Origin of the sequence: Actinomyces sp. oral taxon 180 str. F0310, from assembly GCF_000185285.1 — a bacterium.
Classification (GTDB): Bacteria; Actinomycetota; Actinomycetes; order Actinomycetales; family Actinomycetaceae; genus Pauljensenia.
In genome coordinates, this window is the sequence record NZ_GL622194.1 from 1,553,168 (window position 1) to 1,577,644 (window position 24,477).

Consider the following 24,477-nt stretch of genomic DNA (forward strand, 5'->3'; position numbering starts at 1 on the left):
CGCATGTCTTTTGTGACGATTCCCGGCCTGGTGACGGCCGAGAGCGCCGATTCCACCGCCGAGGCCGCCGCGGTTGAGGTCCCGTCTACCGAGGTTCCCGAGGGCGCGACCGTCCACGAGGTCGTCATCGTCGGGTCGGGTCCCGCCGGTTACACGGCGGCCGTCTACACGGCGCGCGCGGGCCTGGCCCCTCTCGTCTTGGCCGGTCAGCTGGCAGCCGGTGGCGCCCTGATGAACACCACGGAGGTCGAGAACTTCCCGGGCTTCCCCGAGGGCATTCAGGGACCGGAGCTCATGGACAACATGCGTGCGCAGGCGGAGAGGTTCGGGGCCGACATTCGGTACGAGGACGTTCTCGCCGTCAATCTGGAGGGCCCCGTCAAGGCGGTGGCCACCGAGGACGAGGTCTTCTACGCTCGTGCGGTCATCCTGGCGACCGGCTCGGAGTACCGCCACATGAACGTCCCCGGCGAGGAGGAGTTCTCCGGGCGCGGGGTTTCGTACTGCGCGACCTGCGACGGTTTCTTCTTCAAGGACCGGCGACTGGCCGTCATCGGAGGCGGAGACTCGGCGATGGAGGAGGCCACGTTCCTCACGAACTTCGCCTCCGAGGTCGTCGTGGTGCACCGCCGCGATGAGCTGCGTGCCTCCCGCGTCATGGCCGAACGCGCGCTGAATAACCCGAAGATCTCCTTCGAATGGAACGCAACCGTGGCCGAGGTGCTGGGCGAGGAGTCCGTGACGGGCCTGCGGCTGGCTTCGACCGTAGACGGTTCGACGCGCGAGATCGACGTGGATGGCGTGTTTGTGGCTATCGGCCATCTGCCGCGCACGGCCTTCCTGGGCGGCCAGGTGGCCCTCGACGAGGCCGGCTACATCACGGTCGACGAGCCGTCGACACGCACGTCGGTTGAGGGTGTCTTCGCCTGCGGTGACGCCGTGGACCACACGTATCGTCAGGCCATCACGGCGGCCGGCTCGGGGTGTCGCGCGGCTCTGGACGCCGAACGCTGGCTCGCCTCCGTGGGCGACCGGGCGTGAGCTCCTCCCCCGCTGCCCCCGGCGCTGCGAGCGCTGGCGCGCCCCGGCCTCGTACCTGCCCGTGCGGCTCCGGCCTGCACCTGTCGCAGTGCTGCGGACCCTATCTGGACGGCGAGGCCGCCCCTACCGCCGAGGCACTCATGCGTTCGCGCTACACGGCGTTTGCCCTGCGGGACGAAGACTACCTGTTTCGCACGTGGCATCCGCGCACTCGGCCCGCCCCGCCCTATTGGGTGGAGGGCACGCAGTGGACGGGATTGCGCATCCTCGGGGCCGAGGCCGGAGGGATCGACGACGAGGAGGGAACCGTCACGTTCGTGGCCTCCTGGAGGGACCAGCGTACGGGCGAAACCGGGAGCATGCGGGAGCGATCACGGTTTAGCCGTCGCGCGGGCAGGTGGATGTACGAGCACGGCGCGAACGACTGACACTACGGTAGGCTTTTCCTTATGATTGCTCGTCGTTTCTTGTCACCCTCCGCCATTGCAGGGGCCGTCATCGTCGTGGCGGTTGCCGTCTTCGGCGGGTTTTTGCGCGGTCCCCTTCCCGTCGATACGGCCGTGTGGTCGGACTTCATCGATGCCCGCACCCCCGCGATGAACTCGATCATGGCGGGCGTGTCGTGGGCGTTTGATCCCAAGCGCGCGGTTGTGCTGGCGCTCGTGATTGCGTTAGTCGTGTGGTGGCTCGTGAAGAAGGTCATGCACGCCCTGTACATCCTGTGCTCGGTGGCCCTGTCGGGCGTGAATGGCTACATTATCAAGCACATTGACGGGCGTGCGCGCCCCGATCAGTCGTTCTGGCTCATTTCGGAAGACTCCTACTCGTTTCCGTCGGGTCACGCAACCGCCGTCACCGCGCTTGTCATCTCGCTGGTCCTGGTTTTGACGATGACGCGCTTCGGGCGCCGTATCCGCCACCTGCTGTGGGTCGCCGCGATCGCTATCATCGCGTTCATTGCGGTGACGCGCCTCTACTTGGGCGTGCACTGGGTGACAGACGTGCTCGGAGGCTTCGGAGTGGGCCTGGGTTCCTCCATGATCCTTGCTCCCTTCATGCTGGGGCGGCAGGCCTTGAGAACGGCCCGTTAGCGCCCCGTGCATCGGTGTGAGGGCGCCCGGAGCCGGTTGGCTCCGGGCGCCTCTCTCTGTCCCCGCGCGGGCGGCAGGGGGCGCCGCGCTGCGGTCGTCGCACCCTCGAGTGTCGGTGGCTCTGTGCCGCACTGTCGGGTCAGTTTCCGTTTCTCTGACCGACCTTCTGGATGGCAGCCGACACAGTTTATTCACAACTGTGGACAAGATTGTGTACAAATGCCGCGGTGTAGGCTCTTCTCCCTCGATCCTGTACGCGCGCCCAGCATCGCGCACGGGTGACCCACAGTGACCGGTCGGTTGGTCATTCGTCGGCTCTTGACACTCACGTCGATATGCGTATAGTTATGTACATGCCTACTCGTAACGTGTACGTATCAGACAGCGACGTGAGCCTCTTTTCTGAGGCGGGAACAATCGCGGGAAGCCTCTCGGCTGCAATCGTTGAGGCTCTTCGCGACTATGTGAACAAGCATCGCCGCCTCACCGATGGCTTTCAGGAGATTGAACTCAAGCTGTCGACGGATGGCGTGGATCGCCGCGTCACGTTCGCTGGTCGACGCGTGGTGCGCCTGAGGCGACCCGATCCCGAGGGGACGCGCATCGACACCGTCTACCTCACAGCGAAAGGCCAGCTGGCGGTGGCGACGAAGGTTCACAGAACGCTGCCGGAATGGTCCAACCAGGAGGATATGTGGTCCGACCCCAAGACGTGGAGTCGCGACTTCTGGGTTGTCGGAGACAGGACCCTGAGCGTCTATCCCGACGTTGAGGACCTCTCGCAGGCGGATTCCGTCCTCGCCCAGCGAGTGGAAGCCGCCCTGACAACCTCTGCCGTTGAGGTGCTGGACATCTGACCGCTCGGGCGCGGCCGTCCCGTGGGCGCACCGCGATCCTGGTCGCCGTCACGCCGGTGCCCACCAACTCAGCGGCCAGCCCGTCAGTGAAACCCAGAGCTGCGAACTTAGCTGTGGAGTATGGCAGGAGATGAGGCGGGCTCACGACGCCGCCCACGGAGGCGACCACGCCGATGTGTCCACGACGCCGCTCCCGCATCGACGGAAGAACGCTCCACGCCACGTTGATGGGCCCCTTGGCCATGATGTCGAGCGCTTGATCGAAGTGCTCCAGTTCTACGTCTGCGGCAGGCCCCACCTGAATGATGCCGGCCACGTGAATCGCCACCTCGATGGGGCCATAGCCATTCGAAATCTCGTTGACCACGCCCTGCACGCCCTCGCGGTCAGTGACGTCCATGACATGGATGGATACACGTTCCTTGAACTCGGACGCTGCACGCTGTAGAGCAGCCTCGTCACGAGCGCACAAGGCGACGTGATGGCCACGTCGATGAAGCTGCCGAGCAATCTCCAGTCCGAGGCCACGCGAACCGCCAGCAACAAGCGCAACGGGCACGACGGTCATTAGGGGTTCCTTCGCTGTTTTGCCATGACTTTCAGGACGGTCCTCATGTGGCCATCATCACGACCTAATCTGTTCAAAGTACCACACCTGCGTTCCACGCGTGCACCTTCTGACTCAACCTCGCCGCACGATTGCTGCGACGGCCTGGATGGCCGCGGTCGAAACTCCGCCGCCCATTGAGTGCATCAGAAACCAGACCACCTCGGCCCCCGCCATGGCGCGAGTGCGATCCTCGTCCGACTCAGCGCCGCCCTCGACCACCTCAACGCGCTGCCGTACAGAGTCCTCCAGCTTCGACGCGTCGCGGACCAGCACCCGCATTGACCAGCCCTCGTCCAGCAGGCGCCCCATCACCAGAGGGCCAACGGATCTTGTGACACCAGTCGCCTGTCAAGTACGATTACCAACGACGATAAAGTGCATGAACACAACACTGTGCGCCCGGGTTTGGGTGGACCTCTTCCTTGATCGTGAGCAGCAGCCGATGACCCTCCCACCCCTCGCCAACAAGATCGCCGGCCAACTCTTACACTGAACCCTCTCAAGGACCATCGATGACCACACTGATCTGGCTTCGCGACGACCTCCGTCTGGCTGACCACCCCGCCCTGACGGCCGCCTGCACGGGAGCACATGGACCCGTGGTCGCACTGTGGATCCACGAAACCCGCAGGACCGATGAAGACAACAATCGGCACGGCCCGCGCCCGCTCGGTGCGGCCACCCGGTGGTGGTACCACCGCAGCCTGCAACAGCTGGCACCGCGGCTTGCCGACCTGGGCATTCCACTCATCTTCGCCCGCGGTGATGCCGCAAGGATCATGCGCCGAGTCGTGGACACCTTACAACCTACCTTCGTGCACTGGACACGACGCTACGCCCCGGCAGCCTGCCGATTGGACGCCGCCATCAAGCAAGAGTTGAAATCCCGCACCGAAGTACACAGCCATCCCGGCAGCCTGCTCGCCGAACCCTGGCTGATGAGGACGGCCAGCGGCTCCCACTACCAAGTCTTCACACCCTTCAGCCACGCCGTAGCCGACCTGCCCCTCACTCCCCTCCTGCCCGAGCCCTCACCTGTCGACGAGCCAGACGGTGCGGCCACAGACCTCGCCACGCTGCGGGAGGACGGTGTCCTGCACAACTTAGAGGATATTGGGTTGCTCGACGATGGCCCCGACTGGTGGGAAGACACCCTCGCACAGCACTGGGAGCCCGGTGAATTGGCAGCCCGGCAGCAACTGGACGCCATCGACGGCTGGTTGCCCGGCTATGCCAAACGCCGTGACCTGCCCGGGGAGGAAACATCCACCAGCAGAATCTCTCCGAGGCTGCGGTGCGGGGAATTATCGCCGCGCCAAGCCTTGGCCGCAGCCCGTAGCAGCACGGCCGCGGGCGAGGATATCGCCGCTTGGACCAGGCAACTCTACTGGCGCGAGTTCTGCTGGCACCTGCTCCACCACCGCGAACATCTAGAGGACACCCCCATGCGTCCAGCCTTCGAGGAGTTCCCCTATCATCCCGACGACCACCTGGTGCGGGCCTGGCGTCAGGGCCGCACCGGCATCGACCTCGTCGACGGCGGAATGTGGCAACTGTGGCAGACAGGCTGGATGCATAACCGGGTGCGCATGGTCGCTGCATCGCTGTTCACCAAGAACATGCTCCAGCCATGGCAGGACGGCGAGCAGTGGTTCTGGGAGACTCTCGTGGACGCAGACGAGGCCAACAATCCTATCTCTTGGCAGTGGGTGGCCGGCAGCGGAGCGGACGCTGCGCCCTACTTCCGCATCTTCAACCCTGAACTCCAGCGCACCCGCTTCGACCCGCACAGCAGCTATGTCAAGCGCTGGATCCCGGAGGGACTCGCTCGGCCTGTCGTGCCCGTCGTCGACCTGGCCGAGTCGCGACGCGAGGCTCTCGCCGCTTACGAGCAAGTACGTGCGGCTTCCGCAGCCCATGCCAGGCCTCAACGTGGTTGAGGTCTACACGGTTCGTTGTGGAGTTCGAACAGGCCCGGCCACCCACAGAGATCAGCCGTCTGATGTGCTTTGAGAATGTCCAGCGCCTCGTCGCATCAGCAGAATCCCTGACCGAAGCGGCCAACACAGCGACTATGCCGATGCCAGAGCCCACCTCACCGACACCCTTGCCTGGGCCGACGACAGCAAAAAGGCCCGAACCGAAACCATCCAAGATGGCAAGGGTTCGAGCCTTATTAGTAGAGTGGAGCTAACGGGACTCGAACCCGTAACCCCCTGCTTGCAAAGCAGGTGCGCTACCAATTGCGCCATAGCCCCGTGGGAGTCCTAGTCCTCCACGGCGTCCGTCACGGACGTCCACAGGTCGGCGTTATCGGAGAGATCGACAAGAATCTGTCGGACGACGATGCCAACGGCCACGACGGATCCAACAGCCACGCAACAGGTGACCCATTTCTTCATGATGATCCTCCGCTTTCACTCGCCTGCGGATGGTGGGCCTAGGTGGGCTCGAACCACCGACCTCAGTCTTATCAGGACTGCGCTCTAACCTACTGAGCTATAGGCCCAACCGGCACCCTTGCGGGCACTCGGATATAGTACACAGCACAGAGGCATCCGGCAAAATCGAGCGCTGGTGACGTCCAACACGAGGACATCGGGGCGGTTCACGGACGAGGCGAAGGAGCGGCGTGGCAACGATCATCGACTATGTTCGAGGCGCGAGAACCCCGCTTGCCGGCGACCTGACGCCCGCTGACGCGCTCGCCCTGTGCTCGCTGATCTACACGGACTTTCACGCGCTCGCCGGTCCCAGATCTGCCACGGGATGCGTTCTTGGCGAGGTTGCCCGCGCCTCGTCGATTCCGGCGCTCTACCGCCACGCCCTGCCCACCCACGCCGACCGGCCACTCTTGGAGGCCGCGGGCACCAGCCCTCGTTTTCGCGAGGTGCGGGTGCGCGACGCCGTCACGCGGCTCGTGCCTCGGCCGCTTGCCCAGTTCGGGGCGGCGACGTTCGTTGACTCCTCCGGGTGCTGTTTCATCGCGTTCCGCGGAACGGATGCGACCTCCATCGGCGTTGCCGAGGACGCGCGCTTCGGGCTCGACTTTCCCACGGAGTCCCAGCGGTGGGCGGCGCGCTACCTCGCGTACGCGTCAAAGCGCGCCGAGGGCCCCGTCGCCGTCATGGGGCACTCGAAGGGCGGCAACTTCGCGCTCTACGCCGCAGCCGTCGCCGCACCCGATGCGCTCGAGCGCGTTTACGCCTTTGATCCGGTGGGCTTTCCCGCCCGTGTCGCTCACTCAGGGTTCTTCACCAGCCTCGAGGGGCGTGTGAGCACCTACGTCACCGCGGGTTCGTGGGTCAGTCCTCTCCTCCCCCTACCCGCTCCCGCGACGCTCGTGGACTCCTCGTGGCCGGGCCCACTCAGCCACAACCCTTACGCATGGGCCACGGAGGGCACGGCCCTGCGGCGCGATCGGCGCAGGCCTTCCCGGTCGGGTACGGCGCTCGCACGCCTGCTCGCCGCCATCTTGCGCGTGCGCCCACCGCGGATTGGTAGCAACTAACGAAACCGGCCCCGCTGGTGGCTCCCTAAAACCCACCTCCGCGCACGTTAACCCACCTCCGCGCACGTTAACCCACCTCGTGGAGCGTGGGCGGCTGCGCCCAGCTTCCACTAGGTGGGTTTAGCTGCGCATCAGTGGGCTAAAGCCGCCAGCATATGGGCCCAGCTGCCAGGAGTGAGGCGAGAACGCACACCATCACCGACACAGTTTTGCCCACAACGCAGACCACCTCGCCCACAACAGCCCATTTTCAGCGTTATTCACCCAATGGGTCCGCAGTCTGGCCGCCACGACGCCCCATGCCCCGCTCTCACCAGCACCGCTCGGGGGGAAGTGCGCCATTAGGCGTGCGACACGCCGGCGACACGCCGACAGTCAGCTCCTCATGCTGCACAACCCCCACTACCAACGACAAAGCAACCACCTGAGGAACCGGGGTACCTGGCCGAGCATGAAGACGATGAGCCAAGCCCTTCAGCACACCAGGTGCCGCCGGTGTGGAGGGCGCCGGAGGGTCCGGATGGCATGGGCAGGCTTCGAGATCAACCACTTTGAGCCTTTAGGCTCGCGTGTGGCGATCTCTCGCGGGCAGCCGGACCCAACGGCGCCCGGAACACCGGCGGGACCACAAGCAACGCGAAAACCGTCGCCAGGCATAGCAAGAGGGGTCGGCATGAGCCGACCCCTCGCGGACCCCTCCCTCACTCGTCCATGAGGGAGACCTTGACGCCACCCACCAGGGAGGCGACGACGTTGTAGAGCATCGCACCGAGCGTCGAGAGAGCGGTGAGGAGCACGACGTTGATGACCGCGACGATGGTCGCGTAGGAGATGACTCGCGGGAGTCGCGCGTAGTCGAGGAATGCGGCGTAGCGCCCCGCACCGACGGTCTGCAAGAACTCTTCGAGCTGGCTGAAGACGTGCATGGCGTCCACCATGAGCCACAGCACGATCGTTGCGACAACCATCGCGATGCCCAGGGCGACCGACAGCAGGAAGGAGACCTTCATGACGGTCCACGCGTCAATGCGCGCAATCGCCAGGTCAACTCGGCGGGGAGCGTCGCTGCGGGCGCTCGAGACGTGGTCGCTCATGGGGTTCCTTCCAGGTCGCACTTCCTATCTGCCAGGCTACCGCATCGCCCGGCCCCGGTGCTCAGTCCGGGCAGCATTGGAAGCTTGATCACGGGACGACACCGGTCTCGTCCCGTGATCAATCCTCACTCCTCGGAGTCTTCGGCGCCGTCGGAGGCGGCGCCGCTCGTCTCCTCGCCGCCGGGCGCGCCCACCGCCTCGGGCGGCTCCGCTGCGGATGCATCATCCTCGTCCTCCTCGCCCGCGGAGTCGGAGTTTCGGGTGATCGCGATGATGCGATCCCCATCGTCCGGGCGAGCGAAGATGACGCCCATGGTGTTGCGGGCCGTGGGGCGCACGTCGGAGGCATTGACCTGGACGAGCTTGCCGGACTCCGTGATCACCATGACGTCCTCGTCGGGTCGCACGACGAGCGCGCCGACCAGGCCTCCGCGCTCGTCGACGAGCTTGCCGACGCGCACGCCGAGAGTGCCGCGCGACTTCGTCGGGTACTCCTCGACGGGGGTGCGCTTGGCATAGCCGGACTCCGTGACGATCAGGAGGTCCGTTCCCTCGTGGGGGACCTCCATGGACAGCAGCTCATCGTCGCCGCGGAACTTCATGCCGCGTACGCCGGAGGTCGAGCGTCCCATCGAGCGCAGCTGCTCGTCGGTTGCCGTGAAGCGGACCGCCTGGCCGTCGCGAGAGACCAGGATCAGGTCCTCGTCCGCCATGATGATCTGCGCGGAGACGAGCTCGTCGGCCTTTCCGTCTTCGTCCTCCCGAAGGTTGATGGCGATGATGCCGCCCGAACGAGGCGAGTTGTACAGGCTCAGCGGGGTCTTCTTGACGAGGCCGCGCTTGGTGGCCAGGACCAGGTAGTCGGCGTCCTCGTAGGTGCGGATCGCGAGGACCTGGGCGATGTGCTCGTCGGGCTGGAAGGCGAGCAGGTTGGCGACGTGCTGGCCCTTCGCGTCGCGGCCGCCCTCGGGAATCTCGTAGGCCTTCGCGCGGTAGACGCGTCCAAGGTTGGTGAAGAAGAGGAGCCAGTGGTGCGTGGTCGTGACGAAGAAGTGTTCGACCACGTCGTCGTCGCGCAGCTGAGTGCCGCGCACGCCCTTACCGCCGCGCTTTTGCGAGCGGTAGTTGTCGGTGCGAGTCCGCTTGGCGAAGCCGTCGCGCGTGATCGTCACGACGACGTCTTCCTCGGGAATCAGGTCCTCCATCGACATCTCCCCATCGAAGGGCAGGATGCGCGTGCGGCGCTCGTCCCCAAACTTGTCGACGATTTCGGACAGCTCGGCGGAGATGATGGCGCGCTGGCGCTCGGGGGTGGCCAGGATGTCGTTGAGGTCGTCGACGCGGGCCTTGAGCTCGGCGTGCTCGTCCATGATCTTCTGGCGCTCGAGGGCGGCCAGGCGGCGCAGCTGGAGGGCCAGGATCGCGTCGGCCTGGACGGCGTCCACGTCGAGAAGATCGATCAAGCCGACGCGCGCCTCGTCCACGGTGGGGGAGCGGCGGATGAGGGCGATGACCTCGTCGAGGGCGTCGAGGGCCTTCAGGTATCCTTCGAGGATGTGCAGGCGCTCGAGGGCCTTGCGCAGGCGGAAGCGCGTGCGGCGCACGATGACGTCGATCTGGTGGGTGATCCAGTGGCGGATGAACCCGTCGATGGACAGGGTGCGGGGAACGCCGTCGACGAGCGCGAGCATGTTCGCCGAGAAGTTCTCCTGCAGGCTGGTGCGCTTGTAGAGGTTGTTGAGGACCACCTTGGCCACTGCGTCGCGCTTGAGGACGATGACGAGGCGCTGGCCGGTGCGGCCCGAGGTCTCGTCGCGAATGTCGGCGATCCCGCCGATCGCTCCGTCGCGCACCAGCTGCGCGATCTTATCGGCGAGGTTGTCGGGGTTGACCTGGTAGGGAAGCTCGGTGACGACGAGGCACTGGCGGCCCTGGATCTCCTCGACGCTCACGACGGCGCGCTGCGTGATGGAGCCGCGTCCCGTGCGGTAGGCGTCTTCGATGCCCTTGCGGCCCAGGATCGTGGCTCCCGTGGGGAAGTCGGGGCCGGGGATGATCGTCAGCAGCGCTTCGAGGAGTTCCTCGCGGGTGGCTTCAGGGTGGGCGAGCGCCCACTCGACGCCGCGCGCGAGCTCACGCAGGTTGTGCGGGGGGATGCGCGTGGCCATACCGACGGCGATGCCCTCGGAGCCGTTGGCCAGGAGGTTGGGGAAGCGGGCGGGAAGGATGGTGGGTTCCTGGTTGCGCCCGTCGTAGTTGTCCTGGAAGTCGACGCACTCTTCGTCGATGTCGCGGACCATCTCCATGGCCAGCGGGGCCATCTTGCATTCCGTGTAACGGGGGGCGGCCGGTCCCAGGTTACCCGGGGTACCGAAGTTGCCTTGCCCGGCCACGAGCGGGTAGCGCAGAGACCAGGGCTGAACGAGGCGAGCCAGGGCGTCGTAGATCGCCGCGTCTCCGTGCGGGTGGTAGTTACCCATGACCTCACCGACGACGCGGGAGGACTTGGAGAAGGAGGAGCTGGGCCTGTAGCCGCCGTCGTACATGGCGTACAGGACGCGGCGGTGGACGGGCTTGAGGCCGTCGCGCACGTCCGGCAGCGCTCGTCCGACGATGACGCTCATGGCGTAGTCGAGGTAGGAGCGCTGCATCTCTTTCTGCAGGTCGACCTGGCGGATTCGCTCGGTGTCCGAGATGTGCCGCACGTCCGTCATCTGCTCGTCGCTCACGAAAGTTCCTTACGTTGTTTGTGCTCAATCACGGCCAGCGGCGCGCGGGCGGCCGCCGACGGTTGGTGGGTTGTCTCAGATGTCGAGGAAGCGCACGTCGGTGGCGTTGCGCTGGATGAAGGTGCGGCGCCGGTCGACGTCGTCGCCCATGAGGATCGTGAAGGTCTCGTCCGCGTCCGCGGCCTCGTCCAGGGTGACCTGCTTGAGGATCCTGTTCTCCGGATCCATGGTGGTCTCCCACAGCTCGTGGTCGTTCATTTCGCCCAGGCCCTTGTATCGCTGAATGCCGCCTTCCTTGGGCAGGCGCCGACCGGCGGTGGCGCCCGCCTCGAGCAGCTGATCGCGTTCCTTGTCGGAGTACGCGAACTCGTGCTCGGCGTTGGTCCACTTGATGCGGTAGAGCGGAGGCATCGCGATGAAGGTGTGGCCACCCTCGATGAGGGGCCGCATGTAGCGGAAGAGGAGGGTGAGCAGCAGTGTCGCAATGTGCTGGCCGTCCACGTCGGCGTCGGCCATGATGACGATCTTGCCGTATCGGAGCTTGGAGATGTCGAAGTCCTCACCGATGCCCGTCCCGAAGGCCGTGATGAGGGAGCGGATCGTGTCGGAGGACAGGGCGCGATCCAGGCGGGCCTTTTCGACGTTGAGGATCTTGCCGCGGATGGGCAAAATCGCCTGGCGTTCGGGGTCGCGTCCGCCCACGGCGGAGCCGCCGGCGGAGTCTCCCTCGACGATGAAAATCTCGCACTCGGAAGGGGTGCGGGAGGAGCAGTCGCGCAGCTTGCCGGGCATGGACGCGGACTCGAGGACACCCTTGCGCCGGGTCGCTTCGCGCGCCTTGCGGGCGGCGACGCGGGCCGCCTGCGCGGCCTGTCCCTTGGCGATGATGGCCTTGGCGTCGGCGGGGTGGGCGTCGAACCAGTCGGTGAGCTTGGAGTAGACCTGCTGGGCCACGAAGGTGCGCGCCTCGGTGTTGCCGAGCTTGGTCTTCGTCTGGCCCTCGAACTGAGGTTCGGTGAGCTTGATCGAGATGACGGCGGTCAGTCCCTCACGCACGTCGTCGCCGGTGAGGTTGTCGTCCTTGTCGCGGATCAGTCCCTTGTCGCGGCCGTAGCGGTTGACGAGGGAGGTCAGCGCTGTGCGGAAGCCCTCCTCGTGCATGCCTCCCTCGGTCGTGTTGATCGTGTTGGCGAAGGTGTGGACCGAGGACGAGTAGGCGCTGGTCCACTGCATGGCGATCTCGACGCTCATGGTGCCCTCGTCGTTTTCGGCTTCGAAGTCGATGATCTCGTTGTTGATCGTGTCGGTCTTCTTTGCCGAATCGAGGTACTCGACGTAGTCGCGCAGGCCGTACTCGTAGCAGTAGGACACGGTGCGGTGGGTCGCGGCCTCCTTGCCCGAGGCCTTGTCTTCCCCGGCGATCTCGTCGCCCTCGTCGGTGGCGAACTCGCGCTCGTCGGTCAAGGTAATGCGCAGGCCCTTGTTGAGGAAGGCCATCTGCTGGAAGCGCTGGCGCAGGGTCTCGAAGTCGAATTCGACGGTTTCGAAGATCGTGGGGTCGGGGTAGAAGACCTGCGTGGTGCCCGTTTCGTTGGTTTCTTCGCCCCGAACGAGTTCGGTGATGGGACTGCCGCCATTGGCAAACGACATGCGCCACACGTAGCCCTGTCGGCGGATCTCCGTGTCCACGCGGGTGGACAGGGCGTTGACGACGGAGATGCCGACGCCGTGCAGGCCGCCCGACACGGCGTATCCGCCGCCACCGAACTTGCCACCGGCGTGCAGGATCGTCATGACGACCTCGACCGTCGGCTTGTGCTCCGTGGGGTGTTCGTCAACGGGGATGCCACGACCGTTGTCGACGACCTTGATGCCGCCGTCGGCCTGAATCGTGACCTCAATGTGGTCGGCGTAGCCGGCCAGCGCCTCGTCAACGGAGTTGTCGACAACCTCGTACACCAGGTGGTGCAGGCCACGTTCGCCGGTGGATCCGATGTACATGCCCGGGCGCTTGCGCACGGCTTCCAGGCCCTCGAGGACGGTGATGTCCGATGCGCCGTACGACTGCTCGCCTCCGGCGGTGTTCTCGTTGTCAGCCACGTGGCTCCCCTCGCATTGCGCGAAATAGATGTTTAACCTTGTAGATTCTACCAAAAATGCTGGTTGCATCGGGGAACGACAGGCCCGTAGGGTTACTCTACAAACTGCTTGATCGCAACGAAAAGTCGACTGTGATCAGTCGCATGTGCGCCGGTGCGTGGACGCCGACGAACGAGGGTGGCCCTCCCGGTTAGGAGGGCCACCCTTCGGCGTGACAACGTGAGGCGCGAGCCGACCGGTCTGGTTCGGCTGTGAGAACGTGTCGCGCTCATTCAAGCGGCGGATTCCTCACGGGATCACTTCGGCTGCCAGGTCCAGTACTGCTGCTTCTTTCCCTTGGACTCGTTGATCATCCAGTTGGGGTCCCTGAATTCGACGGCGGTCTTCTTGTCCTTGATGACCCAGTAGCCAACGTATTCGACCGTCTCTCCGGGCTTGACCTGAACGTTTCCCGGGGTGTACTCGAAGTCGGAGGGCTTCTTGGTGGTGAAGAAGTTGGGGACCGTCAGCTGCTCATTGTTCTGATAGGGGTGCGGGTACATGCCCCCGAACTCCTCGGTGGTCCCGTTGTTGGTCACGCGGAAGACGACCCTCATCGTCTGCCCGTTCTGGTCGTCCGTCGGACCCAGGGAGATGTCGGTGATCTCATAGGTCGAGTTGGAACCCTCCGGCGTCGCCTTGTACATGCCGCCGGACGATCCGTTGTTTCCATTCGAGGGGGCCGAGGAGCCAGCGCTCGGGGACGCACCCGCGGCGGGAGAAGAATTGTCGCTCGGGGAAGAATTGCCACTCGGGGACGCACCCGCAGAGGGATCGGATGTGCCCGATCTGGACAACATCCACACGGCTGCGCCGGCGACAAGGACGACAACGACGACGCTGGCGACGATGCCAATGATGAGCGGAGTCTTCGACTTTCCGCCCTGCTGGGGCGCACCCTGCGGGTAACCGCCATAGCCACCCTGCTCGACCGGCACACCGTAGAAGGCCTGAGGCTGACCCTGACCGTAACCCGTCTGAGGCTGACCCGGGTAGCCGCCCTGCTGGGGCGCACCCTGCGGATAGCCACCATAGCCACCCTGCTGACCCTGACCAGCATAGGGATCGCCCGATTGACCCTGCGGATAGCCACCCCAGGCGTTGCCGCCTTGGGGCACGTACGGATTACTCATGTCGTCTCCTCGATGGGCCCACTGCGGGCCGACAGGCGCCAGCGTAGCAAATTCTCGGTGTCGACACGGTGATCTTCCACGCCTTCTCAACGCGTTTGTTCTACCCGTAGTCCGCACGCGGTCCTCGACCCCGCACCACGTACGGGCCCTTCCTCCACGAGGGTGCAACGGGGCCTCGGATGATGACCTGCTCGACCACGCCCGAGCCGACTTCCTCGACGATTCGCCTCTCGATCGTCGGCAGGAGAAGCTGGAGCTGCTTGGCCCACGCGGTGGAGTCGGTTCGAACCACCAGCCGGTGCCCCTCGAAGGTCTCGATTCGAGCGTGGTCGGCGACCTGGGGACCGACGATCTTCCTCCACTTGGCCATGATGGATCCCATCTTGGTGGGGGTATCCCAGGCTCGGGAACTGATCGTTCTGGCCAGGATGGCACCCAGAGAGTTTGCTCGCCTGTAGCGCGGGCGCATGGCCGCCATGCCGGGCGAGCGGCTCCACGAGGCGCCGGTTCCCTCCAGGGCCCGGCGCAGTGCCGCGAGATCACCGCCCGGGTCCTCTTCGGGGAACGAGGCCGGTGCCTCGACCCCGTTGGCGTGCCGGTACGCGGCGGCTCGGGCGGCCGCGCGTGCCTGAGCCCTCTCCTCGTCCCCGATTCTTCCCAGCCCGTCTGTCTCGATCGCGGCGTACTCGCTGGATCCGTCGAGGGAGCGACGCGGGCGAGTTTCATCGAGGCCCCACGAGGGCAGGGTCGATCGCGTGTAGCCGTGGTTGCGGGCCACTCGTTGGGCGCGTTCCAGGGCTCGCACAATGAACTCGTCCGTGTCGTCGGCCCGTTCCACAGCCTCGGGTCGTTCTTCTCGGTCAGTCATGGTCGTCCCCGTCAATGACCGTTCCCCTCTCGGCGTCGAGGCGCACGTGCAGCGCGTGGTGGGGGAGGGAGGAGGGCAGGTCCTCGGCGACCGCGCAGGTCACGATGACCTGCTCCGCCCTCGAGGCGAGGGACGCCAGGCCCTGCCGGCGCGAGGAGTCGAGCTCGGCAAAGACATCGTCGAGGATGAGAATGGGGGTGTCCTCGCCGTCGCTGAGCAGCTCGAAGGCCCCCAGGCGCAGGGCGAGAGCGACCGACCAGGATTCTCCGTGGGACGCATATCCCTTGACGGGCATGGAGCCCAGGCTCAGGGACAGGTCGTCGCGGTGTGCGCCCACCAGGTTGACTCCGCGTTCGATTTCCTTGTCCCGCACGTGCGCCAGCGCGGCAAGCATCCGCTCTGCCTGGGCCTGCGCGTCCGTCAGGTCGGCGCTGGCCGGATCCTCCGGGTCGGTGCCGATCACCCGGTCGACGGAGGCATCGAAGGCGAGCGTGAGGCGGCGCGGGGAGTCCGCCACGTCGTCGTAGGCTCGCCTCGTCGGCTCCACGAGGGCTGCCGCGACGGCGGCGCGGGTGGCACTGATGCGTGCCGAGAGCTCGGCGAACTGGCAATCCCACACGTGAAGGGTGGACAGATCCGGGGTTCTTCCCCTGCGCGACGAGGCCTGCGCGGCCTTCATGAGGGCCGCCCTCTGTCGGGCGACGCGATCGAAGTCGGCACGCACCGAAGCGTGCAGGGGAGAGAGCTGGGTCGCCAGGTCGTCCAGGAAGGATCGCCTCACGGAGGGATCGGCGCGCACGAGCGAGAGGTCCTCGGGGGCGAAAACAACGGTGCGCACGAGCCCGAGGATGTCGCGGGGCCTGACCTGCGCCCTGTTGATGCGCGCGCGATTGGCCTTGCCGCGCACGATTTCCAGCTCGACGACCTGTTCGCGTCCCGAGGAGACGATCCGTGCGCGGATGACGGCTCCGCCCGGGGGATTCTCGGCCTCGTCCGAGGGGATACGAACGAGAGCGCCCTCCGCACCGACCCTGTGCGAGGAGAAGGCCGACAGGTAGGCCAGCGCCTCAACGAGGTTGGTTTTACCCTGGCCGTTCGCGCCCACCAGGACCGTGGTTCCGGCGGGCAGCTCGACGACTCCGTGTTTCCAGGAACGGAAGTCGTCGAGGGCCAGGTGAGAGACGCGCACGTCAGATGCCGAAGCGGATGGGCATCAGCAGGTAGCGAAACTGGGTGACCTCGCCCTCGTCGACCTTCCTCTGGCCCGTGATGACGGCCGGCTTGGTGGAGTGCGTAAAGCCGAAACGGACGAAGTCGGTGTCCAGAACCTGCAGGCCATCAATGAGGAACTGCGGGTTGAACGCGGTCGAGATGTCGTCGCCGTGCAGCGAGGCTTCGATGGCCTCCGATGCCTGCGCGTTGTCTCCCTGGCCGGCTTCGAGGACCAGCTGGCCCTCGGTGAACGCCAGTCGCACCGAGGTCTTGCGCTCGGCAACCAGGGACATGCGCTTGACGGCCTCCAGGAGGGCATGACGGTCAACGACCGCCTGGATCGGCGTGGACTCGGGGAAGAGCCGTCGCACGGCGGGGTAGTCGCCGTCCATGAGGGTCGACGTCGTGCGACGACCGGAGGCGGTGAAACCGATGAGCGAGGACGCGCCCGGCTGGGTCTCGCCGGAGAGACCGACCTCGACCTTGGCGCCCGAGGTCATCGACTTGGCGACATCCTGGAGGATGCGCGCCTTGACCAGGGCGATCTCCTCGATCGAGGTGTCCGTCGGCTCCCAGTCGAGCTCGCGCATCGCCAGGCGGTAGCGGTCGGTCGCCAGGAGCGTGATCGAGGGCCCGTTGATCTCGATGCGAACACCGGTCAGGAGGGGGAGCGTGTCGTCGCGGGAGGCAGCGATCGACACCTGGGAGACGGCCTGCGACAGGGTCGAGGAGTCGATCGCCCCGATGCCGGTGGGCTGGGCCGGGAGCAGGGGATACTCGTCGAGGGGCATGACCGCCAGCGTGAAGTGCGAGGACCCGCACACGAGGTTGACCTTCTGTCCGTCCAGCTCAACGGAGACGGGCTTGGAGGGCAGAGACTTAGAGATGTCCGCGAGGAGACGACCGGAGACGAGCACCTCACCGGCCTCGTCGACGGTTGCGGGAATGTGGGAGTTAGCAGAGACCTCGTAGTCGAAGGAGGAGAGTGTCAGTTCGTCGCCGTCGGCCTTGATGCGCACGCCAGCCAGGATCGGCGAGGCTGGACGCACGGGGAGCGCGCGGGCGGTCCACGAAACGGCTTCGGCCAGAACATCGCGGGCGACGGTGAACTTCATAGCTGCCTCCAAAACACAAAACGGATCGAAGACTACTTTACCCACATGTGTGCCCACACGGGGCGCGATACTGGCCTCGTCGGCAGGCGGAAAGACCAGGGCACTTGGCGCCGATGTGCGGCGGCCTGTGAAAAAACCACGATCATTGATCTCTCCATCCATCATAAGGGCTGTGAGTTCTGTGGAAAAACGCCCCTATCCGCGCAACGTCAAGGAAACTACTGTGATGTCATTCCTGGACGCTTCTGTGGACTCCTCACGCGGGGCTGTGGATGAAAGAAACTACAAGTCTTGGAGATCCACAGCACCCATCCCTTTCTCCACAGGCCCGAGGCCTTGATCCACGCGACTATGAACAGCCGCTGTGAATGGGGGCGTGGGAGCGCACGAAAGTGCGCGCCCACGCCGTTTACTACGACTCCCTGGCCTTCTGCTTGATCCGATTTGTAAGCTCCGACACGTGGTTGAAGGTCTCGCGCTTCTCCTTCATGAGCTTCGAGATCTTCTTGTTCGCGTGCATGACCGTCGTGTGGTCGCGACCGAAGGCTTGCCCGATCTTCGGCAGCGATAGGTCCGTCAGCTCGCGGCACAGGTACATGGCGATCTGGCGGGCCTCGACGACGTTGTGACTGCGTTCGGACGAGCCCATCTGCTCAATCGTGACGCCGAAGTAGACGGCGCACTGGCTCATGATGAGGCTCACCGTGATCTCGTTGTCGTCGGGATTGGACACGAAGTCCTTGAGCATCATCTGGGCCAGGTTCAGGTCGATGCGCTCCTGGTAGAGGGAAGCCCACGCGCCGATGCGCACGAGCGCGCCCTCCAGCTCCCGGATGTTCGAGGAGATGCGCGAGGCCACGTACTCAAAGACCTCGGGCGTGACCTCGAGGCCCTCCGCGTCGGCCTTCTTATGGAGAATGGCGATGCGAGTCTCCAGGTCCGGCGGCTGAACGTCGACGAGTAGCCCCGAGGAGAAGCGCGACCGCATGCGGTCTTCGAAGCCCTTGAGCTGCGCGGGCGGCAGATCTGAGGTCAGGACGATCTGCTTGTTCGCGCTGTGCAGGGCATTGAAGGTGTGGAAGAAGCCCTCGACGGTCTGTTCCTTGTCGCCGATGAACTGGATATCGTCAATAAGGAGGATGTCGAGTTCGCGGTAGCGGCGGTGGAAGGCCTCGACCTGGGAGTTATCCGTCTTGTTCAGGCGGATCGCGTTGATGAACTCGTTCGTGAACTCCTCGGAGTTGACGTATCGGACCTTCAGGTGGGGCATCATCGACAGCGCGTTGTGGCCGATCGCCTGCAGGAGGTGAGTCTTGCCCAGCCCCGAGTCGCCGTAGATGAACAGCGGGTTGAACGCGGTACCGGGTGTCTCCGAGGCAGCCAGCGCGGCCGCGTGAGCGAAACGGTTGGAGGGGCCGATGACGAAGGTGTCGAAGGTGAACTTCGGATTGAGGTGGGTCGGACCGGAATCGGTGGGCGCACTCACCAGGGCGGGGGAGTGTGCCTCCTTCCTGGCTGGTTGAGGCGCCTTCTCCTTGGGCCTCTGCTGGACGGGGGCGGGTTCCTCGTCCTCGGCGACGACCTCCAGGGAGGGATCAACGGTGATGGCGATTCGCACGGTTCGGCCCAGGTTGACCGACAGCGCGGCCGTGAGCTTGGACTGAGCCTTGTCCTCGATCCACTGTTTGGTGAATCCGTTGGGGACGGCCAGCAGGATCGTGCCTTCGATATCGCCGAGGGGGCGGGCGGATCGCAGCATGGACGTGGCGACGGGCCCCAGCTCATCGGTGGGGACAGCGCCGAGGGCCGCAGCCCAGGCACGTGTGAGGGAATCCGACTCCACGGCAACCTCCGGACAGATCAGACGGTGAGTTCAATCACGGCATCGTGGTCATGCGCGTGACTCCTGTGCACCTGAGCAGTGTAGCCCGCGCACATGTTATGCACAGACTGGGGATGAAGCTGTGGAGAACCATCACAGAATCACAGAGTTGTAGTTACAACTGTGGGTCCGCGCCAGCGTGCGGAAACCAAAAGAGCGACCCGCCTGTGGATAACGCGCCCCATCCACGAACTGTGGACGATACTGTTCCACAGTGATTTGCACAGCTGTGGATGCTGTGTGTGACGAGGTGGGTAACTCCGCCCCGTTGACTAGCCGCGCGGATCCGCTTAGTCTTGACTTTTGTTTGCGCCCATTTCGGGCGCGCGTCCCCGCTATCGCGCCCCGATGGGCCGATAGCCCAACCGATAACGAGTGGGAGACCACTCACCGCCGAGGAGAATCGCCGTGACCACCAAGCGGACCTACCAGCCCAACAACCGTCGTCGTTCCAAGACGCACGGCTTCCGCCTGCGCATGTCGACCCGCGCCGGCCGCGCCATTCTGGCTGCCCGCCGCCGCAAGGGCCGCGCCAAGCTGTCCGCCTGAGACACCCCGGTGCTGCCGCGCGCGCACCGCATGGTTGACCCAGCGGACTTCACCGCCGCGATCCGACACGGAGCGCGCGCAGGCGACCCGCTGGTCGTCGTCCACGTCCGAGCCGACGAGGAACGCAACAGCCGCCTCGTCGGTTTCGTCGTACCCAAGCGGGAGATCAAGCGCGCCAACGGTCGCAACCGAGTCAAACGGCAGCTTCGTCACCTCATGCGCGAGCGTATCGACAACCTTCCCGAGGGAAGCCGGGTCGTCGTGCGTGCCTCCGGCCGCTCCCTGGGGGTTTCTTCCAAGGAACTGGGAGCGCACCTCGACCGTGTCATGAGCAAAGCGTGGCGCAAGTGGGACGCACGATGACTCGGCTGGGACGCCTCGTCGGCCAGATCGCGTCGGCGCCCATCGTCGCCTACCAGCGCTTCATTTCTCCGGCCCTCGGACCCCGATGCCGATACGCTCCCAGCTGCTCCACATACGCGCTCCAAGCGATTCGTGTCCACGGACCCATCAAGGGATTCGTCCTTGGCGCCTGGCGCCTCCTGCGGTGCAACCCCTGGAGCCTCGGCGGGGTGGACCACGTGCCCGAGCGTGGCAGGTGGAAGCCGGACCCCTGGGTCCCGCCCGATGATTGGGCGGGGCACGACAACTGGGTTCGTCCCGAACCGATGGGACTGGACCCCACCGACCTCTCCGGAGACTCAACGACGGCCTCGGGCCACTAAGGAACAACGAAACAGCGGCGCCAACGCGCCACGGCGAAAGCGAATAGTCCATGTTCGACGCAATCCTCCACCCCTTCGCGTGGGCCATCTCCTACCTGTGGGTGTGGATCCACGATCTCCTCGTGCTCCTGGGATTCTCCTCCGGATCCGGTGTGGCGTGGGTCCTGTCCATCGTCCTGCTCACCGTCCTGGTGCGCATCGCCATCATCCCGCTGTTCCTCAAGCAGATCCGATCCTCGCGCGCCATGCAGGCCATCCAGCCCGAGATGCGCAAGATCCAGGAGAAGTACAAGGGCAAGAAGGACCAGGCGAGCCGGCAGAAGATGATGGAGGAGACCCAGGCCCTCCAGCGCAAGCACAAGGTCTCGCCGTTTGCCTCCTGCCTGCCGATGCTGGTCCAAATGCCCGTCCTCTTCGGCATGTACCGCGCCATCATCGCCGTATCGTCGATCGCCAACGGCACATACACCTACCGGGGCGAATCCACCGACCACCTCGGCCCGCTGAACGCATCCGTTTCATCGGAGATCGTCAACTCGACCGTCTTTGGGGTTCCCCTGTCGCACACGCTGCGCGATTCCTTCGACCAGCCGATGGCCGTCGCGGTGTTCGTGGCCGCAATCGTCATGATGGTCGTTCTCCAGTTCGTCTCCATGCGCATGTCCTTCTCGCGCAACATGCCCGACATGGGCGACAACCCCATGGCCCAGTCGCAGCGCTCCATGATGTACGTCATGCCGCTGATGTTCATCTTCTCCGGTGTCTTCTTCCAGATGGGCGTCGTCATCTACACGGTCACCGCGTCCGTGTGGGCGCTCGCGCAGGCGTACTGGACCATCAAGGTCATGCCGACACCGGGTTCACCCGCCTACGCCGACCTGCTGGCCTCGCGCGAAGCCGCCTACCAGGCGTGGGCCAAGCCCTTTTTCCAGGACTACGACCGGGAGAGGGCCGCGCTCGGCACACCCGCCTCCGACCCGCGCGTTGACGAGCTCAACGAGCGCACGCTCGCGACGTTGCGATCCAGGGCCAAGAAACAGCACGTCGCCTCGGACTTCCCCGCCTCCATGTCGGTCGGCGAGATCGTGACGGTGTACCGCAACCTCGCCTCTCAGGCGTGGACGACCCTGCCCGACGAGCAGTGGATGCGCGGGCTGAGCCTGGCCGTCGAGAAGCGTCGGGCCAGGAAGGAGGCCTCCGCCCAGAGGGCCGAGCTGCAGAAGAAGGCGCGAGGCCGCCGCGTTGCCGAGCGCGAGGCCGCCACGGCAACGGGGGAGGCACCCGAGGCCGATTCCGAGCGCAGCGGAACCCGCGGCTCGCTCAGCGCCCAGGAGATCGAGCGGCGCCGCGTCGAGCGCCGCAAGGCACGGCGCCGCTCGGGCAACAAGCGCTGATCCAGAGACAGTTTTCCGCTTCGGGCACCCGAGGGTAACCTGAAGACCATACAGACCCATTCCCCACCACGGAGGAGACGTCATGAGTGACGACAATGCAGACAAGCTCACCCGCCTCGAGGAAGAGGGTGAACTCGCCGCAGACTACCTGGAAGAGCTGCTTGACATCGCCGACCTCGACGGAGATATCGAGATCGACGTGGAGAACGGCCGCGCGTCTGTCGAGATCGTCGCCGACGATCCCGACGCGCTCGATCGGCTCGTCGGCGAGGACGGGGAGGTGCTCGACGCGCTCCAGGAGCTGACCCGCCTGGCCGTTCAGACCGAGACAGGCGAGCGGTCGCGCCTGATGCTGGACATCGCGGGATTCCGCGCCGAGCGCAAGGAGGAGCTGCAGGACATCACGCGCGAGGCTATCGCTCGCGTGCGAGCCAGCGGGGATGCCGTCAAGCTCGAGGTGATGAATCCCTTCGAACGCAAGGTGTGCCACGACGTGGTCGCCGCGGAGGGCCTGACTTCGGAGTCCGAAGGCGTGGAGCCGCACCGCCGAGTCGTCATCCTCCCCGAGGATTCTGACGGTGAGTGAGAAGCCAAGCGGGATGGGAAGGGGTCGCCAGGTGGGCGACCCCTTCGTCCCAGAAGAACCCACCGACGAGGTTCGCTCGTTCTTTGGCCCCTCCTTCTCCGACGTCGCAGAGTATGCGCGGATGCTTGAGGAAGAGGGGGAGATCCGCGGCCTGCTTGGCCCGCGGGACATGGAACGCATCTGGTCGCGGCATATCGTCAACTCGGCGGCCGTCCTGGAGTTTATGCCCAGCAAGCGCGGCCGACAGGTGCTCGACGTTGGTTCCGGTTCGGGACTGCCGGGCATCGTGATCGCCGCCTGTCGACCCGATCTCGACGTGCACCTGGCCGAGCCGATGGCGCGCCGGGTCGAATGGCTCATGGATGTGGTTGACGACCTGGGACTCGACAATGTCACGATTCATCAGGCGAGGGCCGAAGAGCTGCGCGGCAAGGGTAAGGCCGACGTGGTGACCGCCCGCGCGGTGGCCAACATGAGCAAGCTTGTGCGCATGACCTCCAAGCTGATCGCGCCGGGCGGGGCGCTCGTCGCGCTCAAGGGCAGGCGGGCACCCATCGAGGTCGAGGAGGCCTCCGGCGAGCTGCGGCGTCACCATCTGCGCGCGCAGATCCACGAGGTTCCCTCCATCATGGAAGAGGAGTCGACCTACGTCGTGGTCTGCACGCGCATCCGTTGACCGCCGAGGCGGGCGAGACCGTCAGTAGCATGCTGCTATGATGCGCAACACAGTCTGTTTATCGTGTGTGGGATCGCTTCGTTCGATCGGCGGCCGAGGCGGTGCGGCGCCTTCGCTGGGAGAATCGATCCTAGAAAACGTGTCGATCGATGATCGGGCTGGCGAGTCTGCGATTTCGTGCACCTTCGCGCATTCAACGCTTTTGGGCTGGAAGTGCGTCCGTCTGCCCGTAGACTAGTGGCAGAACCTAGGAAGGTGTCATGAGCAATAACAACACCCCTCTGTCTACTCAGATCGAACGCAACCTGCGTGATTTGGCGATGCTCGAGCGGGCCACATTCCGCAAGCCGGAGACCACGCGGATCATCGCCGTGGCGAACCAGAAGGGCGGCGTCGGCAAGACGACTTCGACGGTGAATCTTGCGGCTGGGCTGGCCGTTGGTGGCCTGTCCGTGCTCGTTGTCGACGCTGACGCTCAGGGCAATGCGTCCAGTGCGCTTGGAGTTGAGCACCCCGCTGGCACGCCTTCTACCTACGACGTCATTATCGGGGGCGCGAGGATGGAGGATGTCGTCCAGCCGTGCCCGGACATCGACGGAATCCTCGTCTGCCCCGCAACGATAGACCTGTCGGGCGCTGAGATTGAGCTCGTGGACGTGTCGGAACGAGAGTATCGCCTGAGCGTCGCCCTGCGCGAGTATGTGGCAACGCACAGAGAGATCGATATCGTTCTGATCGACTGCCCGCCGTCGCTTGGCCTCGTGACCCTGAACGTCATGGTCGCGGCGAATGAGGTCGTGATCCCGATTCAGGCCGAGTACTACGCTCTGGAGGGCCTCAGCCAGTTGTGGCGCACGGTGGAACGCATTGGCGCCGATCTCAATCCCGGCCTGCAGGTGTCCGGCATGCTGCTGACGATGGCCGACAAGCGAACGCGGCTTTCCGAGGAGGTTGAAAGCGAGGTGCGGTCGCACTTCCCGGAGCACACGTTCGAGACCGTCATTCCGCGCTCCGTGCGCATTTCCGAGGCTCCGAGCTACGGGCAAACGGTCATCACCTACGACGGGAAGAACGTCGGCGCGATCGCCTACCGCAAGGCTGCGCTTGAGCTTTCGCAGAGGATACCGAGCGACGCTCGGTGATTGTTTCACGTGAAACACTGCGCGTCCCACCCCTGTCTTTCCAGGTCGCAACGTCCAACTATCGTGGTCATCGGTGCAACATAGTGATCAACGGCGCTCACGGCGTGAGCACGCACCGATGTT

22 protein-coding genes, 2 tRNA genes and 2 pseudogenes are annotated in these 24,477 nt (G+C 65.2%); 13 read left to right on the forward strand and 13 right to left on the reverse strand.

Annotation, left to right across the window (positions count from 1 at the left end; translation table 11 throughout):
• The first annotated feature begins 3 nt into the window (after positions 1 to 3).
• From trxB to HMPREF9006_RS10730, 4 genes are all read left to right on the forward strand, one after another.
• Complete coding sequence (gene trxB / locus HMPREF9006_RS06625; RefSeq protein ID WP_009212804.1) at positions 4 to 1,041, forward strand: thioredoxin-disulfide reductase; 1,038 nt, start codon at positions 4 to 6, stop codon at positions 1,039 to 1,041.
• Positions 1,038 to 1,469 (forward strand): YchJ family protein, encoded by a 432-nt coding sequence (locus HMPREF9006_RS06630; protein WP_034231338.1) that lies wholly within the window; start codon positions 1,038 to 1,040, stop codon positions 1,467 to 1,469. Before trxB ends, HMPREF9006_RS06630 begins: the two co-directional genes overlap by 4 nt.
• A 21-nt stretch (positions 1,470 to 1,490) precedes the next feature.
• Positions 1,491 to 2,132 carry a phosphatase PAP2 family protein gene (locus HMPREF9006_RS06635; RefSeq protein ID WP_009212806.1) on the forward strand — a complete coding sequence of 214 codons (642 nt, stop codon included), beginning with the start codon at positions 1,491 to 1,493 and terminating at the stop codon, positions 2,130 to 2,132.
• Positions 2,133 to 2,485: 353 nt separating this feature from the next.
• A complete protein-coding gene (locus HMPREF9006_RS10730; protein ID WP_232209847.1) occupies positions 2,486 to 2,989 on the forward strand; it encodes an EXLDI protein in 504 nt (167 codons plus the stop codon).
• A 34-nt stretch (positions 2,990 to 3,023) separates the two neighbouring features.
• Here HMPREF9006_RS10730 and HMPREF9006_RS11095 read toward each other — a convergent pair.
• Both HMPREF9006_RS11095 and HMPREF9006_RS06650 read right to left on the reverse strand, forming a co-directional pair.
• Positions 3,024 to 3,557: pseudogene (locus HMPREF9006_RS11095) on the reverse strand (SDR family NAD(P)-dependent oxidoreductase); the annotation flags it as partial.
• A 114-nt stretch (positions 3,558 to 3,671) separates the two neighbouring features.
• Positions 3,672 to 3,926, reverse strand: a pseudogene (locus tag HMPREF9006_RS06650) (NAD(P)H-binding protein); the annotation flags it as partial.
• A 185-nt stretch (positions 3,927 to 4,111) separates the two neighbouring features.
• On the opposite strand from HMPREF9006_RS06650, the gene HMPREF9006_RS06655 reads away from it, so the two are divergent.
• Entirely contained in the window at positions 4,112 to 5,539 is a 1,428-nt protein-coding gene (locus tag HMPREF9006_RS06655) for a cryptochrome/photolyase family protein (protein WP_009212809.1), read from the forward strand.
• Positions 5,540 to 5,784: 245 nt separating this feature from the next.
• Here the strand turns inward: HMPREF9006_RS06655 and HMPREF9006_RS06660 are convergent.
• From HMPREF9006_RS06660 to HMPREF9006_RS06665, 3 genes are all read right to left on the reverse strand, one after another.
• A tRNA-Ala gene (locus HMPREF9006_RS06660) sits at positions 5,785 to 5,857 on the reverse strand.
• Positions 5,858 to 5,866: 9 nt separating this feature from the next.
• Complete coding sequence (locus HMPREF9006_RS10880) at positions 5,867 to 6,001, reverse strand: DLW-39 family protein (protein WP_009212810.1); 135 nt, start codon at positions 5,999 to 6,001, stop codon at positions 5,867 to 5,869.
• A gap of 30 nt (positions 6,002 to 6,031) precedes the next feature.
• Positions 6,032 to 6,108: transfer RNA gene (locus HMPREF9006_RS06665), tRNA-Ile, on the reverse strand.
• A 123-nt stretch (positions 6,109 to 6,231) separates the two neighbouring features.
• On the opposite strand from HMPREF9006_RS06665, the gene HMPREF9006_RS06670 reads away from it, so the two are divergent.
• On the forward strand, positions 6,232 to 7,110 hold the full coding sequence (locus HMPREF9006_RS06670; protein ID WP_009212811.1) for an Mbeg1-like protein: 879 nt from the start codon (positions 6,232 to 6,234) through the stop codon (positions 7,108 to 7,110).
• Between the two features lie 701 nt (positions 7,111 to 7,811).
• Here HMPREF9006_RS06670 and HMPREF9006_RS06675 read toward each other — a convergent pair.
• The 8 genes from HMPREF9006_RS06675 to dnaA all read right to left on the reverse strand — a co-directional run bounded on the left by HMPREF9006_RS06675 (position 7,812) and on the right by dnaA (position 19,243).
• The gene (locus HMPREF9006_RS06675) at positions 7,812 to 8,204 is read right to left on the reverse strand and encodes a DUF3566 domain-containing protein (protein ID WP_009212812.1); all 393 of its coding nucleotides are present in this window, start codon (positions 8,202 to 8,204) and stop codon (positions 7,812 to 7,814) included.
• A 125-nt stretch (positions 8,205 to 8,329) separates the two neighbouring features.
• The gene (gene gyrA / locus HMPREF9006_RS06680; protein WP_009212813.1) at positions 8,330 to 10,933 is read right to left on the reverse strand and encodes a DNA gyrase subunit A; all 2,604 of its coding nucleotides are present in this window, start codon (positions 10,931 to 10,933) and stop codon (positions 8,330 to 8,332) included.
• Between the two features lie 75 nt (positions 10,934 to 11,008).
• Positions 11,009 to 13,033: a DNA topoisomerase (ATP-hydrolyzing) subunit B gene (gene gyrB, locus HMPREF9006_RS06685; protein WP_034231347.1), complete on the reverse strand. Its 2,025-nt coding sequence runs from the start codon at positions 13,031 to 13,033 to the stop codon at positions 11,009 to 11,011.
• 296 nt (positions 13,034 to 13,329) lie between these two features.
• Positions 13,330 to 14,205: a DUF5067 domain-containing protein gene (locus tag HMPREF9006_RS06690; protein ID WP_009212815.1), complete on the reverse strand. Its 876-nt coding sequence runs from the start codon at positions 14,203 to 14,205 to the stop codon at positions 13,330 to 13,332.
• Positions 14,206 to 14,305: 100 nt separating this feature from the next.
• A complete protein-coding gene (locus tag HMPREF9006_RS06695; protein WP_009212816.1) occupies positions 14,306 to 15,073 on the reverse strand; it encodes a DUF721 domain-containing protein in 768 nt (255 codons plus the stop codon).
• Entirely contained in the window at positions 15,066 to 16,262 is a 1,197-nt protein-coding gene (gene recF, locus HMPREF9006_RS06700; RefSeq protein ID WP_009212817.1) for a DNA replication/repair protein RecF, read from the reverse strand. Before recF ends, HMPREF9006_RS06695 begins: the two co-directional genes overlap by 8 nt.
• Before the next feature lies 1 nt (position 16,263).
• Positions 16,264 to 17,400 carry a DNA polymerase III subunit beta gene (gene dnaN / locus HMPREF9006_RS06705; protein ID WP_009212818.1) on the reverse strand — a complete coding sequence of 379 codons (1,137 nt, stop codon included), beginning with the start codon at positions 17,398 to 17,400 and terminating at the stop codon, positions 16,264 to 16,266.
• A 412-nt stretch (positions 17,401 to 17,812) separates the two neighbouring features.
• Positions 17,813 to 19,243 (reverse strand): chromosomal replication initiator protein DnaA, encoded by a 1,431-nt coding sequence (gene dnaA, locus HMPREF9006_RS06710; protein ID WP_009212820.1) that lies wholly within the window; start codon positions 19,241 to 19,243, stop codon positions 17,813 to 17,815.
• 447 nt (positions 19,244 to 19,690) lie between these two features.
• On the opposite strand from dnaA, the gene rpmH reads away from it, so the two are divergent.
• The 7 genes from rpmH (at position 19,691) to HMPREF9006_RS06745 (ending at position 24,354) form a co-directional block, all read left to right on the forward strand.
• Positions 19,691 to 19,831 (forward strand): 50S ribosomal protein L34, encoded by a 141-nt coding sequence (gene rpmH / locus HMPREF9006_RS06715; RefSeq protein ID WP_009212821.1) that lies wholly within the window; start codon positions 19,691 to 19,693, stop codon positions 19,829 to 19,831.
• Between the two features lie 9 nt (positions 19,832 to 19,840).
• The gene (rnpA, locus tag HMPREF9006_RS06720; RefSeq protein WP_009212822.1) at positions 19,841 to 20,194 is read left to right on the forward strand and encodes a ribonuclease P protein component; all 354 of its coding nucleotides are present in this window, start codon (positions 19,841 to 19,843) and stop codon (positions 20,192 to 20,194) included.
• Entirely contained in the window at positions 20,191 to 20,556 is a 366-nt protein-coding gene (gene yidD, locus HMPREF9006_RS06725; protein WP_034232241.1) for a membrane protein insertion efficiency factor YidD, read from the forward strand. The genes rnpA and yidD overlap by 4 nt, the downstream gene beginning before the upstream one ends.
• Positions 20,557 to 20,606: 50 nt before the next feature.
• Positions 20,607 to 21,950 carry a membrane protein insertase YidC gene (yidC, locus tag HMPREF9006_RS06730; RefSeq protein WP_009212824.1) on the forward strand — a complete coding sequence of 448 codons (1,344 nt, stop codon included), beginning with the start codon at positions 20,607 to 20,609 and terminating at the stop codon, positions 21,948 to 21,950.
• Between the two features lie 82 nt (positions 21,951 to 22,032).
• The gene (locus HMPREF9006_RS06735) at positions 22,033 to 22,536 is read left to right on the forward strand and encodes a Jag family protein (protein WP_009212825.1); all 504 of its coding nucleotides are present in this window, start codon (positions 22,033 to 22,035) and stop codon (positions 22,534 to 22,536) included.
• Positions 22,537 to 22,549: 13 nt separating this feature from the next.
• Entirely contained in the window at positions 22,550 to 23,212 is a 663-nt protein-coding gene (rsmG, locus tag HMPREF9006_RS06740) for a 16S rRNA (guanine(527)-N(7))-methyltransferase RsmG (protein WP_009212826.1), read from the forward strand.
• 260 nt (positions 23,213 to 23,472) lie between these two features.
• The gene (locus tag HMPREF9006_RS06745; protein WP_009212828.1) at positions 23,473 to 24,354 is read left to right on the forward strand and encodes a ParA family protein; all 882 of its coding nucleotides are present in this window, start codon (positions 23,473 to 23,475) and stop codon (positions 24,352 to 24,354) included.
• Positions 24,355 to 24,477 lie beyond the last annotated feature (123 nt).

What these genes read in the sequence shown, in the direction of transcription:
- HMPREF9006_RS06735 (WP_009212825.1), top strand. Translation starts at nt 22,033, where the DNA reads ATGAGTGACGACAATGCAGACAAGCTCACCCGCCTCGAGGAAGAGGGT.
- HMPREF9006_RS06695 (WP_009212816.1), bottom strand. Translation starts at nt 15,073, where the DNA reads ATGACTGACCGAGAAGAACGACCCGAGGCTGTGGAACGGGCCGACGAC.
- yidC (WP_009212824.1), top strand. Translation starts at nt 20,607, where the DNA reads ATGTTCGACGCAATCCTCCACCCCTTCGCGTGGGCCATCTCCTACCTG.
- HMPREF9006_RS10880 (WP_009212810.1), bottom strand. Translation starts at nt 6,001, where the DNA reads ATGAAGAAATGGGTCACCTGTTGCGTGGCTGTTGGATCCGTCGTGGCC.
- HMPREF9006_RS06675 (WP_009212812.1), bottom strand. Translation starts at nt 8,204, where the DNA reads ATGAGCGACCACGTCTCGAGCGCCCGCAGCGACGCTCCCCGCCGAGTT.
- yidD (WP_034232241.1), top strand. Translation starts at nt 20,191, where the DNA reads ATGACTCGGCTGGGACGCCTCGTCGGCCAGATCGCGTCGGCGCCCATC.
- rsmG (WP_009212826.1), top strand. Translation starts at nt 22,550, where the DNA reads ATGGGAAGGGGTCGCCAGGTGGGCGACCCCTTCGTCCCAGAAGAACCC.
- trxB (WP_009212804.1), top strand. Translation starts at nt 4, where the DNA reads ATGTCTTTTGTGACGATTCCCGGCCTGGTGACGGCCGAGAGCGCCGAT.
- HMPREF9006_RS06655 (WP_009212809.1), top strand. Translation starts at nt 4,112, where the DNA reads ATGACCACACTGATCTGGCTTCGCGACGACCTCCGTCTGGCTGACCAC.
- dnaN (WP_009212818.1), bottom strand. Translation starts at nt 17,400, where the DNA reads ATGAAGTTCACCGTCGCCCGCGATGTTCTGGCCGAAGCCGTTTCGTGG.
- HMPREF9006_RS06745 (WP_009212828.1), top strand. Translation starts at nt 23,473, where the DNA reads ATGAGCAATAACAACACCCCTCTGTCTACTCAGATCGAACGCAACCTG.
- HMPREF9006_RS06635 (WP_009212806.1), top strand. Translation starts at nt 1,491, where the DNA reads ATGATTGCTCGTCGTTTCTTGTCACCCTCCGCCATTGCAGGGGCCGTC.
- HMPREF9006_RS10730 (WP_232209847.1), top strand. Translation starts at nt 2,486, where the DNA reads ATGCCTACTCGTAACGTGTACGTATCAGACAGCGACGTGAGCCTCTTT.
- HMPREF9006_RS06690 (WP_009212815.1), bottom strand. Translation starts at nt 14,205, where the DNA reads ATGAGTAATCCGTACGTGCCCCAAGGCGGCAACGCCTGGGGTGGCTAT.